This window comes from Dialister micraerophilus DSM 19965 (assembly GCF_000194985.1).
GTDB lineage: Bacteria > Bacillota > Negativicutes > Veillonellales > Dialisteraceae > Dialister > Dialister micraerophilus.
In genome coordinates this window covers 499,180-511,309 of record NZ_GL878519.1, presented here as the reverse complement: position 1 = coordinate 511,309, position 12,130 = coordinate 499,180, and the positions used below count along the sequence as shown (strand labels likewise).

Annotated in this window: 20 protein-coding genes and 1 other annotated feature; of the genes, 19 read left to right on the top strand and 1 reads right to left on the bottom strand. The window is 38.8% G+C overall.

What is annotated here, in order from left to right; translation table 11 throughout:
- The first annotated feature begins 50 nt into the window (after positions 1–50).
- Positions 51–285 (top strand) — a binding site (T-box leader).
- Between the two features lie 78 nt (positions 286–363).
- The 18 genes from HMPREF9083_RS06670 to folE all read left to right on the top strand — a co-directional run bounded on the left by HMPREF9083_RS06670 (position 364) and on the right by folE (position 10,751).
- On the top strand, positions 364–819 hold the full coding sequence (locus HMPREF9083_RS06670; protein ID WP_007555812.1) for a bile acid:sodium symporter family protein: 456 nt from the start codon (positions 364–366) through the stop codon (positions 817–819).
- Positions 820–855: 36 nt separating this feature from the next.
- A complete protein-coding gene (locus HMPREF9083_RS06665; RefSeq protein ID WP_007555811.1) occupies positions 856–1,383 on the top strand; it encodes a bile acid:sodium symporter family protein in 528 nt (175 codons plus the stop codon).
- A gap of 46 nt (positions 1,384–1,429) precedes the next feature.
- Positions 1,430–1,951 (top strand): iron-containing alcohol dehydrogenase, encoded by a 522-nt coding sequence (locus HMPREF9083_RS06660; protein WP_256998180.1) that lies wholly within the window; start codon positions 1,430–1,432, stop codon positions 1,949–1,951.
- Between the two features lie 134 nt (positions 1,952–2,085).
- Complete coding sequence (locus tag HMPREF9083_RS06655) at positions 2,086–2,481, top strand: dehydroquinate synthase/iron-containing alcohol dehydrogenase family protein (RefSeq protein WP_007555809.1); 396 nt, start codon at positions 2,086–2,088, stop codon at positions 2,479–2,481.
- A 205-nt stretch (positions 2,482–2,686) separates the two neighbouring features.
- A complete protein-coding gene (gene ylxM, locus HMPREF9083_RS02495; protein ID WP_007553772.1) occupies positions 2,687–3,010 on the top strand; it encodes a YlxM family DNA-binding protein in 324 nt (107 codons plus the stop codon).
- A 10-nt stretch (positions 3,011–3,020) separates the two neighbouring features.
- Complete coding sequence (gene ffh, locus HMPREF9083_RS02490; RefSeq protein WP_007555808.1) at positions 3,021–4,379, top strand: signal recognition particle protein; 1,359 nt, start codon at positions 3,021–3,023, stop codon at positions 4,377–4,379.
- Between the two features lie 28 nt (positions 4,380–4,407).
- Positions 4,408–4,671: a 30S ribosomal protein S16 gene (gene rpsP, locus HMPREF9083_RS02485; protein ID WP_007555806.1), complete on the top strand. Its 264-nt coding sequence runs from the start codon at positions 4,408–4,410 to the stop codon at positions 4,669–4,671.
- A 12-nt stretch (positions 4,672–4,683) separates the two neighbouring features.
- Positions 4,684–4,911, top strand: a complete 228-nt coding sequence (locus HMPREF9083_RS02480) for a KH domain-containing protein (RefSeq protein WP_007553668.1) — start codon at positions 4,684–4,686, stop codon at positions 4,909–4,911.
- Positions 4,912–4,921: 10 nt separating this feature from the next.
- Positions 4,922–5,329 carry a YlqD family protein gene (locus HMPREF9083_RS02475; RefSeq protein ID WP_007555805.1) on the top strand — a complete coding sequence of 136 codons (408 nt, stop codon included), beginning with the start codon at positions 4,922–4,924 and terminating at the stop codon, positions 5,327–5,329.
- Position 5,330: 1 nt separating this feature from the next.
- Positions 5,331–5,828 (top strand): ribosome maturation factor RimM, encoded by a 498-nt coding sequence (rimM, locus tag HMPREF9083_RS02470; protein WP_035062603.1) that lies wholly within the window; start codon positions 5,331–5,333, stop codon positions 5,826–5,828.
- A 1-nt stretch (position 5,829) separates the two neighbouring features.
- Positions 5,830–6,573 (top strand): tRNA (guanosine(37)-N1)-methyltransferase TrmD, encoded by a 744-nt coding sequence (gene trmD, locus HMPREF9083_RS02465; protein WP_007555802.1) that lies wholly within the window; start codon positions 5,830–5,832, stop codon positions 6,571–6,573.
- Positions 6,573–7,157, top strand: coding sequence for an RNA methyltransferase (locus tag HMPREF9083_RS02460; RefSeq protein WP_007553764.1), 585 nt, complete (start codon positions 6,573–6,575; stop codon positions 7,155–7,157). The genes trmD and HMPREF9083_RS02460 overlap by 1 nt, the downstream gene beginning before the upstream one ends.
- Before the next feature lie 18 nt (positions 7,158–7,175).
- Positions 7,176–7,898, top strand: coding sequence for a YebC/PmpR family DNA-binding transcriptional regulator (locus HMPREF9083_RS02455; protein WP_007553614.1), 723 nt, complete (start codon positions 7,176–7,178; stop codon positions 7,896–7,898).
- 218 nt (positions 7,899–8,116) lie between these two features.
- Positions 8,117–8,419 carry a hypothetical protein gene (locus tag HMPREF9083_RS02450; RefSeq protein WP_007553561.1) on the top strand — a complete coding sequence of 101 codons (303 nt, stop codon included), beginning with the start codon at positions 8,117–8,119 and terminating at the stop codon, positions 8,417–8,419.
- Between the two features lie 74 nt (positions 8,420–8,493).
- Entirely contained in the window at positions 8,494–9,186 is a 693-nt protein-coding gene (queC, locus tag HMPREF9083_RS02445) for a 7-cyano-7-deazaguanine synthase QueC (protein ID WP_007553724.1), read from the top strand.
- 2 nt (positions 9,187–9,188) lie between these two features.
- Positions 9,189–9,518: a 6-carboxytetrahydropterin synthase QueD gene (queD, locus tag HMPREF9083_RS02440; protein ID WP_007553769.1), complete on the top strand. Its 330-nt coding sequence runs from the start codon at positions 9,189–9,191 to the stop codon at positions 9,516–9,518.
- The gene (gene queE / locus HMPREF9083_RS02435) at positions 9,508–10,188 is read left to right on the top strand and encodes a putative 7-carboxy-7-deazaguanine synthase QueE (RefSeq protein WP_007555800.1); all 681 of its coding nucleotides are present in this window, start codon (positions 9,508–9,510) and stop codon (positions 10,186–10,188) included. The genes queD and queE overlap by 11 nt, the downstream gene beginning before the upstream one ends.
- Entirely contained in the window at positions 10,185–10,751 is a 567-nt protein-coding gene (gene folE / locus HMPREF9083_RS02430) for a GTP cyclohydrolase I FolE (RefSeq protein WP_007553762.1), read from the top strand. The genes queE and folE overlap by 4 nt, the downstream gene beginning before the upstream one ends.
- On the opposite strand, the gene HMPREF9083_RS02425 is transcribed toward folE, so the two are convergent.
- A complete protein-coding gene (locus HMPREF9083_RS02425; RefSeq protein ID WP_007555798.1) occupies positions 10,752–10,985 on the bottom strand; it encodes a hypothetical protein in 234 nt (77 codons plus the stop codon).
- 80 nt (positions 10,986–11,065) lie between these two features.
- Between HMPREF9083_RS02425 and HMPREF9083_RS02420 the strand changes: the two genes are divergently transcribed.
- Positions 11,066–11,977, top strand: a complete 912-nt coding sequence (locus HMPREF9083_RS02420; RefSeq protein WP_007555797.1) for an RluA family pseudouridine synthase — start codon at positions 11,066–11,068, stop codon at positions 11,975–11,977.
- Positions 11,978–12,130 lie beyond the last annotated feature (153 nt).

The window sequence follows — 12,130 nt, the reverse complement described above, 5'->3', positions numbered from 1 at the left end:
AAAATTCATTTTACGTTTATAATTAGTGCAACTTCAAAATAAGGTATACGAAAAATCCTTTGAAGGGAATGAGTAATTTACTCAAGTAAATAACAGAGAGCCGATGTTTGGTGCAAGTCGATGTTTACCGGTAGATGAAAATCCTCCCTGAGGTGCAGACCTGAATTATTTAATTAAGGGCTGACGTAATTTCCACGTTATAGGAAACGCGTATGTTAGTACGTTGTAGAGCGTCTGAATTATTTTCAGGAACCTGGGTGGTAACGCGGCATAGCCGTCCCTCAATATGAGGGGCGTTTTTTTATACCTTTTTGCCTCTTTGCTCTAAACACTGACGAAATAATGTTTTAACGGAGGTGTATTATGAAGAAATTTTTTGAACTTTTATCGAAGTATTTCGGCGTTATGGCAGTGGTATTTCTGCTATTGGGACTTTTCACATCCGACAAATGGCTGTGGGTAATGGGAAATGTAAAAGGCGTTTTCGTTATGAGCCTGATGCTCGGCCTGATTATGTTCGGAATGGGAACTACATCCGATTACAAAGATTTTTTGGGAATTTTCAAAAGGCCGAAAGATGTATTCTTGGGAGCGTTGGCACAGTATACGATAATACCGTTCTTGGCATTTGCACTTGCAAAACTGTTCCAACTTGATGACGGACTTACCGCAGGACTTGTACTCTTGGGCACTTGCCCCGGAGGTACGACATCAAATGTCATCACATACATGAGTAAAGGAGATTTGGTATATTCGGTAACGATGACATCCGTATCCACATTGTTTTCTCCGATAATGACACCGCTGCTTACATTTTGACTCATAGGTGCGAACATAAAATTCGATCCGGTCGGAATGTTTCTCTCGATACTGGAAATAGTAATACTTCCGGTAGCATTGGGACTTATGCTTAAAACATTTCTTTCGAAAGTCGGAGAAACGGTTGCATCTTACACACCGGGCGTATCATCACTTACAATATGCCTGATACTTGCCGGAGTAATCGGTGCATCGCATGATGCGATACTCAACCATTTCGGAATGATAATGCTTGTAGTTGTACTCTTCAACTTGTTCGGTTACTTACTCGGATTTGCAGCGGCAAAACTCAACGGACTTTCGTGGAAAAAATCCGTAACACTTGCAATAGAAGTAGGAATGCAGAATTCCGGACTTGCGACAGGACTTTCAAAAGTTCATTTTGCAAGTTTACCGGCAGCTGTAATACCGGCAGCTGTAATACCGGGAGCATTATTCTCGGCATGGTTCACCATATCCGGCGCAGTACTTGCATGGGTATGTACAACTTACCTGAATCCGTACTTCGACAAAGAAAATAATGATGACACATCAAAAAATGAAAATGTCGCAGTAAGTGCTTAAAAGATTAAATTCATTAAAATATTTAACACAAAAGGAGTGTATTAAAATGGAACATCAATTTTTACCAAGTTACACATTAGGAGAAGACGCTTATGACGCAGTACCGAAAATCTGCGGAGAATTCGGGAAAACTGCAGTTATTATCGGAGGAAATAAAGCCAGAGCGGCAGCCGAAGAAGAACTCAGAAAATCCTGTAAAGGCAAACTTGAAATTACGGACTCTCTGTGGTACGGAGATGATGCAACATTTGAAAATGCGGACGCTTTGAAACAACACGAAAGCGTACAAAAATCCGACATGATTTTTGCAGTCGGAGGCGGTCGTGCAATTGATACCGTCAAAAAAACAGCAGGTGAAATGAATAAACCGTTATTTGTATTTCCTACACTTGCATCAAACTGTGCACCCGTTACTGCGGTAGGTGCGTACTACTATCCGACACACGCATTCAGAAGCGTATGGTATGCACACCGTCCTTCATACCACACATTTATCAATACAAGAGTAATTGCTGAAGCACCGACCGAATACTTCTGGGCAGGAATCGGTGACGCACTCTCAAAATAGTATGAAGTGTAATTCTCATCAAGAGGAGACGAATTGAGTTACAGCAGAGGATTGGGAGTACAACTTGCAAGAAACTGTTCTGAATGATTACTCCGCTACGGAGAAGAAGCATTGAAAGCCGTTGAAAAAATGAAGTGAACAAAGATGTAGACTATGTAGTTCAAAATATTATTTGCTCAACGGGAATTATTTCAAACTTGGTACTCGAAGATTACAACTCGAGCCTTGCGCACGCACTTTACAACAGTCATACCGGCACACCTCACGAAGGAAAGCACTTGCACGGAGCGGTAATTGCATGGGGCGTACTCGTACTTTTGACAATGGATAAACAATTTGAAGAACGTGACAAAATGTATCAGTTCTGCAAAAACACAAAACTTCCGCACAAACTTGCACACATCGGATTAACCGATCCGACCGAACTTGTAAAGAATGCACTTACAAAACCGGATTTAAGAAAAACGGCATATCCGGTAACGGAAGAAATGGTACTTAAAGCAATTTACGATTTGGAAAAATTGGGATAAAACACAAAAGGCACTCTGTAATGGAGTGTCTTTTCATTTGAGAAAATATATTGAAACGGAATTTATATAAATTTATATAATATGTAAAAATAAATAATAAGAAACATCGACAAAATAATCTTGTGAAATACAAATAAACGTGTAAAGTTTTTTTGCTTGACATGGTTTTGCAATTACTATATAATTACTTAGGTGTGGTGATGGTATGTCATTGGAAAAAATTGTACAAAAGGGTGAATTGCTTGACATATACGGTAAACTTTTGACGAAAAGACAAAGAGAATGCTTGGAATTGTACTACGATGAAAATCTTACATTGGCGGAAATTGCCGAGCATTTCAATATTTCTCGTCAAGCCGTACATGATGCGATGCGACACGGTGAAGAACAACTTTATACTTATGAGAAAGAACTCAATATTGTTACAAAAAGAAAAGAAAGACAAAACAATATAGAAAAGTTGAAAATTCTTTTGTCCGGAAAAACGGACAGTCGTATAGAAACTCTTTTAGATTTTTTATCGGAATGAAGGTGAACAAATGGCGTTTGAAAATTTAGGCGATAAACTGCAAAAAGCTTTTAAAGATTTGCGCGGTAAGGGTAAATTATCCGAATCCGATATAGACGGTGCTTTGCGTGAAGTCAGAAAAGCACTTTTGGAAGCTGATGTAAATTTCAAAGTTGCAAAAGACTTTATTGCACAAGTTCGTGAAAAAGCAATCGGTGAAGAAGTTTTCGGAAGTTTGAAGCCGGATCAAACCGTCATTAAAATAGTTCGTGACGAATTGACTCAACTTTTGGGTGGAACTCAAAGTAAAATCACCATGTCATCTAAAGGATTGACAACGATTATGCTTGTAGGGCTGCAAGGTGCAGGTAAAACTACAACGGTAGGTAAACTTGCATTGATGCTCAAGAAAAAAGGTAAAAATCCTTTGCTTGCAGCATGTGACGTTTATCGTCCGGCGGCAATCAAGCAGTTGCAAGTACTTGCATCGCAAGTCGGAGTTTCGGCATTCACGATTGAAGGTTCAAAAGAACCGGTTGCAATTGCAAAAGAAGCTGTCGAATACGCAAAAAAGCATAATAACGATGTAATTCTTATAGACACTGCAGGTCGTTTGACCATAGATACGGTTTTAATGGAAGAATTGAAAAATATAAAAGCTGCCGTTATGCCGCATGAAATTCTTCTCGTACTCGATTCCATGACCGGTCAAGATGCGGTAACTACCGCAAAAGCATTTGACGAAAGTTTGGGAATTGACGGAACCGTTTTGACGAAGATGGACGGTGATGCACGAGGCGGTGCCGCACTTTCCATAAAAGCGGTAACAGGCAAACCGATAAAACTTATCGGTGTCAGTGAAAAACTTGACGGCGGACTGGAAGATTTTTATCCCGACCGTATGGCGGGACGCATTCTGGACTTGGGAGACTTGGCATCACTTTTCGAACAAGCACAAAGAAACCTCGATCAGGATACGATGAAAGAAGCCGCTACACGTCTGAGAAAAGGACAATTTACACTTGACGATTTCTTGAAACAATTACATCAAATCAAAAAAATGGGATCATTGCAAAGTATCATAGGAATGCTTCCGGGTATGGGAAAATTCAAAGACCAACTCAAAAACTTGGACCTTGACAGCAAAGAAATGAAACATTTGGAAGCGATTATACTTTCCATGACAAATGAAGAACGCAATGAAGTGGATATATTGAATGGAAGTCGCAGAAAACGTATTGCACAAGGTGCAGGAGTACAAATACAAGATGTAAATCGTCTGGTAAAACAATTCAAAGAAATGCGTAAACAAATGAAACGCATGAAAAACAAAAAGATTAATCCGTCCTTGCTTAAAAATTTCGGAAATTTTACAGGGATGTTTCGCTAAAACGGAATAAATAAGAGGAGGTGAAAATATGTTAAAAATTCGTTTAACTCGTATGGGTGCAAAGAAGAATCCTTTCTACCGCATTGTCGTTATCGACTCCAAGGCGGCTCGTAGCGGAGTACCGACCGAAACAATCGGATGGTATGATCCGGCAAAGACTGATGCACCGGTAAAACTTGACGAAGAAAGAGCACTTTTCTGGTTGGGAAAGGGTGCACAGCCTACAGACACCGTACGCAGCATTTTGAGAAAAAAAGGTGTTATTGCCAAGTTTGCAGATGCAAAGAAGTAATGGAGGCGCAGCATGAAAGAATTGGTTGAAACAATTGCTCGGGCTATTGTTACAGACCCTGAAGCCGTCTCCGTGACCATGATCACAAAGGGCAACCTGGAAGTATATCAAATCCACGTTGCCCCTGAAGATATGGGAAAAGTTATCGGCAGAAGAGGTCGTATTGCCAATGCAATTCGTACTGTTGTAAAGGCGGGTGCTTTGCGTGAAAATCGCAGAGTAGCTGTCGATATTGTATAAGAGGTATCTGATGGAAGAAATGCAAATATTGGTTCCGGTAGCTGTAAAATCAAAGCTTACCGAATCATTGAAAACAGCTTTAATGAATGAAATTATGCAAAATATCAGTCGTGTAGACCATGATATGTCACAGCTTATTTCGGACGAAAAAGAAAAAGTTGCCGAACAGGCAAAACTAAACGTACAAGCGATAGCACCGCTTCGTGCACAGTATGAAGCTCAACGCGTACGCATGCAACAAGTAAAAGACAAACTGATTGCAGACAAAGAACATTTGGAAAAATTGACAATCGGTGCGGAAATTCCGCGTACACCGATGAACCGCATTGTAACATTACATATCGGTGATGATATGAATACGATTATGGGCGGAGAAATTTTGGTGGAAGACGGAAAAATTATCGCTTTCCGTGATTAATATGAAAACTGATGAAATGACAGTAGTCGGTCGAATAGTTGCCCCGCATGGAGTGCGGGGTGATTTGCGTGTATTACCTGAAATAGATAAACCGGAAATATTTAAAAATATCAAGCATATTTATTTCGGTGAAAAATCCTACAAAGTTATTTCCTCACGCCCTCACAAAAACATTTATATAATGAAAGTTGAAGGAGTGACTGACAGAAATACATCCGAAAGTATGGTAGGACTTTCGGCAAGTCTGTCAAAAGATGAAATACCTCCATGCAAAGAAGGCGAATACTATTGTTTCGAACTTTTGGACATGGAAGTTTATACGCAAGAAGGTACATTTGTAGGAACTTTGAAAGAAATTATCGAAACAGGTGCAAATGACGTATACACCGTAATCGGTCCCGACAAAGAAGAAATATACTTGCCGGCAATTCCTTCATGTATAAAAAAAGTAGATGTGGAAAGCCGCAAAATGACAGTTGAATTACCGGAATGGGCTTAATATGAAAATTACAGTTATTTCCTTATTTCCTGAATTCGTGGAAGCATTTTTCAATCAAAGTATAATGAAACGTGCAATTGAAAACGGACTTTTGGAAATGAACGTAGTAAATCCGAGAGATTTTTCGCACAACAAACACCGTCATGTAGATGATACTGTCTACGGAGGCGGTGACGGTATGCTCATGCAATGCCAACCGATATTCGAAGCGGTAGAATCGGCATTGCCTGAAAAAAGTGAAAAGGACAGAATTATATTTCTGTCTCCGGCGGGAACTCCGTTCACACAAGACAAAGCAAAAGAACTCTATAAAAAATACGATCATCTCGTACTTGTTTGCGGCCACTATGAAGGCGTGGACTATAGGGTTGAAGAGCACTTGGCGGACGAAGAAATATCCATCGGCGACTATGTAATTACCGGCGGAGAACTCGGAGCGATGGTTATATCGGATGCGGTAGCAAGAATGATTCCGGGAGTATTGGGAAGTGAAGGAAGCGCCATATATGATTCATTCTACGAACCAATACTCGAATGTCCTCAATACACGAAACCTGCCGAATTTCGAGGATGGAAAGTGCCGGAAGTGCTGCTTTCGGGACATCATGCAAACATCGCACAATGGAGAAGAAAAGAAGCACTTAAGCGTACACTTCTCAAAAGACCGGATTTACTGGTAAAGTTGAAAAAAACCGAAAAAGACGAAGAAATGCTTGAAGAATTGCGGAAAGAAGGAAAAACATAATGGCACCTGTATACATCGGACTCATACATTATCCGATTTACAATAAGCACATGGAAGTAATTACAACCGCACTTACAAATTATGATCTGCACGACATTGCACGAACTGCAAAAACGTACAACGTGAAAACTTACTTCATCATTCATCCGTTGGAAAGCCAACGTGTAGTGGCAAGCAGAATAATGAACCATTGGAAAACCGGAAGCGGAGTATATTACAATCCCAATCGCAAAGAAGCTTTTGAAGATACGGAACTCGTATGCAATTTGGAAGACGCGATAAACTTTATAAAAAAAGATTGCGGCAAAGAACCGGTAATAGTCACAACGGATGCACGTGTATATCCGAATACCGTCACCTATTGTGAAATGCGTAAAAAAATTCACGAAGACGAAACACCGTTTCTGATACTCTTCGGAACCGGATACGGAATGACAAAAGAAATGATGAAAAAATTTGATTATATAATCGAACCTATTTACGGTGCGGGAAGTTATAATCATTTATGTGTAAGAAGCGCCGTTGCCATTATACTTGATCGCCTGCTCGGCGAAACGTGGTGGAATACGAAAGAATCCTTGTGATTCAAAAGGAGGAACAATATGTCCGGACATTCAAAATGGGCCAACATAAAGCATAAAAAAGGCAAGACAGATGCTTTAAGAGCTAGAATTACTACAAAAATTTCAAAAGAAATTACCCTTGCGGCACGTATGGGCGGTGGTGATCCGGTCGGAAATATGCGTTTGAAATTGGCATTGACCAAAGCAAAACAAAACAACGTGCCGAAAGAAAATATTCAACGTGCCATAGCAAAAGGTATAGGAGCCACATCCGGCGAAGGATTTGAAGAAATGTCCTACGAAGGATACGGACCGGGCGGAGTTGCAATAATAGTTGAATGCAGCACCGACAACAAAAACCGTACAGCTGCAGATGTGCGTTATGCGTTCACACATCATGGCGGAAGTATAGGAACACCGGGCTGTGTAGGTTGGATGTTCAAGAAAAAAGGAATCATTATAGTAGATAAAGAGGTAGCAGACGAAGACACACTGATGCTTCTTGCACTCGACTCCGGCGCCGAAGACGTACAGGCACACGAAGAAGTATACGAAATCATAACCGAACCGGACGCATTCATAGCGGTATCGGAAGCACTTGAAAAAGAAGGCATCGAAGTCGAATCTTCTGAAGTATCCATGATTCCCGACAACACGGTAAGCTTGGACGGAGAAAAAGCCGAATCAATGCAGAAAATGATAGAAGCATTGGAAGAAATCGACGACGTTCAAGAAGTATATCACAATGCGGATATGCAGTAACGACAAACAAAAAGTATTCATTTGTTTTTTACGATAAAATGAATACTTTTTTTTATGAAATGAAGCAAAATATGTAATTTTACAAAATTGAAAAAAATAAAAACTCGGATGAAAATATAACTTGAATAAAAGAAAAGAGAATATATATTTAAAAACTTAAAAATAAAGGATATAATATAAAGGATATAATATAAAAAGAAAAATAAAGGAGAAAACGAATGCAAGGTATAAATGCAGATGAATTTATAGACTCGATGCTTGACGGCGAAGCAAGCGTAAGATACAAAAGTTGCATATACCGCTTTTCGGGAGTTATTTATCATCCGGCAAGAAATACTTACTCGATAAGCATCGAAAAATACAGACGCACAAAAGAACCGTTTGAAGAATTTATAGAATGCGTATACTACGTTGAAGACGAAGATGAAAACATCTGTCTGGACAAACTCACCCAAGATACTCTGTGGGACGGAAAAACATTCTACCAACTTGAAAAAGCATTACAACTTATAGATTGGTAAATGAAAAAGCATATGTTATAATGCACTAATATGGTTGTTTCTGAAAACCAACCTAAAAAAACCGGAGGTAAAAAATGAAAAGAGCAATTATACTGTCAAGCGGAGGAGTAGACTCAACGACATGTATATCTGTCGCCGTAGACAAACTCGGCAGAGAAAATGTCGCTACAGCCTCTATTTTTTATGGACAAAAACACGAAAAAGAATTGGAATGTGCAAGAAAAGTTGCACAATTTTACAACCTTAAACACTATGAATTCAACTTGGCGCAAGTTCTGCAATACTCAAATTGTCCGCTGCTTGCAAAATCAACAAAAGAAATAGAACACGCAAGCTACGAAGAACAAGTAAGAGAAAACAGCGGGAAAGTCGCAACATACGTACCGTTTCGAAACGGACTCATGTTGTCGGTAGCTGCAAGTCTTGCGGCAAGTATATTTGAAAATGAAGAAACGGGAATTTACATAGGCGCACACGCAGATGATGCGGCAGGAAACGCATATGCGGACTGCAGCGAAGAATTTCTGAAATCAATGAACGATGCAATTATGATAGGAACATATGAAAAAGTGAAACTCGTATTTCCTTTTGCAAATACAAACAAAGCCGGAGTAGTAGCAACCGGACTGAAACTCAAAACACCGTACGAACTCACATGGAGCTGCTACGAAGGCGGAGAAAAACCCTGTGGAACATGCGGAACATGTATAGACAGACAAAAAGCATTTGAAGAAAACGGAGTAAAAGATCCGGCATTGGAGGCATAAAAATGTATACTGTAACAAAAAGAATGGAAATAAGCGGAGCACACTTTCTGAAACTTGACTACGAAAGCAAATGTAAAAAACTTCATGGACACAATTGGATAGTGACAATAACCGTACAAAGCGAAACATTGAACGAACATGGAATGGTAGTGGATTTTACCGACATAAAAAAAGTTGTAAACCGACTCGATCACAATGTAGTAAATGAAGTAATCGGATCCATGAACCCGACTGCGGAAAACATAGCAAAATGGCTTTGCGACCAAATTCCCAACTGCATAAAAGTATCAGTACAGGAAACTGAAGGAAATATTGCAACATATGAAAAATAACGGAACGATAAAAGGCGGTTTTCATATCGTAGAAATATTCGATAGCATAGAAGGAGAAGGAAAACGCACAGGATACATGGCAATATTTGTAAGACTTGCATCATGCAACCTTCGCTGCACATACTGTGACACATCTTATGCACTTACACTGAAAGACACAAAAGAAATTTTAAGTGAAAAAGAACTGATTGAAAAAATACACTCATATCCGTGGAAAAAAATTACATTTACGGGCGGAGAACCGATGCTTCACCCCCTTCAAAACATATGCGAAACACTCGGAAAAGAAGGCTATGAAATAAATATAGAAACAAGCGGCTCGATACCGTTATTCGACAAAAGACCGCCCAACCTCTTCTATACGATGGACTTCAAATGTACCGGCAGCGGAATGAAACAACACATGATAGAAGAAAACTTTGAAAAATTGAACAAAGACGACGTACTTAAATTTGTTGTAGGAGATTTGACGGACCTGGGAGATATGAGAAAAATAATAAAAATAAAGTACAATAACGCAGAACAACCCAGATTTTACGTAAGCCCCGTATGGGGAAAAATAAAACCCGTCGAACTCGTAAACTACGTAAAAGATCACAAAATGACAAACGTGTGCGTACAAGTGCAACTGCACAAAATTATATGGAATCCGGAGGCAAGAGGAGTATGAACAAAGAAAAACTTGAACAAGCCGCAAAACTTTTGATAGAAGCTATAGGAGACGACCCGAAACGTGAAGGACTCTTCGAAACGCCGAAACGTTTTGCCGAAATGATACAAGAACAATTTGCATACGTAGGAATAACAAACGATGAAATAGCAAAAAAATTCGACAAAACATTCGAAACGACAGAAAACGACATAGTAATAGTAAAACAAATACCGATATTCTCGCACTGTGAACACCACATAGCGATAATGTACAACATGAAAGTATCAATCGGATACAAACCGAAAGGAAGAGTAATAGGACTCTCCAAAATGGCAAGAATAGCCGATGCCGTAGGAAAACGCTTTCAAATACAAGAACGAATAGGTACCGACATAAGAGAAATAATGAAAAAAATAACAAAATCCGAAGACGTAATCGTACACATATCGGGAGAACACTCCTGTATGACCGCAAGAGGCATACAAAAACCCGGAGCCGTTACCGAAACGATAGCGTCATCCGGGATATTTAAAGAAAACTATGAAACAAGAGCCGAATTTCTGAAAATGGTAAAAAACTGATTACTGAAAATCCGACTCGGACAAAAGACCGTCATCACCGTAGTTATGTAACTGTTGCAATGCAATCTTGGAAATAGTACTCAAAACTTCCTTCTCATGCTCACCCGCAAGATTGAAAGCACCGCACATGGCAGCGGACAAAGACGTAATAGTTTTCATACGATTGCTGCTGTCTATCTTTATATCGACATTGCCGTCAGGCGATGTAAAAATAATAACCTTTTCATTAATCATATAAAAAACTCCTTATTAAAATATGGGTATATTGTAACACAATACAAAAAATATAACTATAAAAACAAAAAAAGGAAAATATGAAAGAATACAAAATAACACCCGACAAAAACGGAAAAAGACTCGACAACTACATAAAAGAAAAAGAAAAAATACCTCATTTCATCTTCATAAAATCACTCAAAAAAAACAAAATAAAAGTCAACGGTAAAAAAGAAAGCGGAAACTACAAACTGAAAACCGGAGATATTATAACCTCATACATCGAAAACAAAAACAAAAACGAAAAAGAAAAAATACACTTCAGTATAAACTATGAAGATGAAAACATAATCATAGTGGAAAAAGAAGCAGGAATACTGTGCAACGACACGACAAATAAAGAAGAAAAAACGCTGCATGACGAAATAAACGAATACCTCAAAGAAAAAAACGAACCGGAAGCATACCCCGTACACAGAATAGACCTCAACACCACAGGACTTGTAATATTTGCAAAAAACATGCACGCACGAGCAATACTCGACAGAGCTATAAAAGAAAGAAACATAAAAAAATACTATCTGTGCGTAACAACGGGAACAATGAAAAAGAAAAGCGGAAAACTTGAACACCAACTATTCAAAGACGCAAAAAACAACAAAGTATACATATACGAAAAACCCTGCAAAGGATCCAAAACGGCAACAATGAACTACAAATGTCTGAAAACCGAAAACGGACTCTCACTTGTAGAATGTGAACTCATCACCGGACGAACACACCAAATCAGAAGCCAACTCTCATACATAGGCTACCCGATTTTGGGCGATGACAAATATGGAAACAAAACAATAAATAAAACATACAAAGAACGAAAACAACTCCTGTGTGCATACAAAATAAAAATAAACTTTGACGGAAAAGGCCACATACTCGATTACTTGGAAGGAAAAGAAATCAAAGCGAAAAAAATACCCTTCATAAAAAAATACTTCAAAAACAAAGCATGAAATTCCAACACGGAAATCATGCTTTTTGATTGCAAAAATATTTTGAAAATTCATTCAAGCCGATGAAAAAATTTCGTAAATAATTAAATAAAAACTCGCAAATGTTGATATACATCTATGCAAAGATTTTAAAAATCGTTATATCAGTCAAAT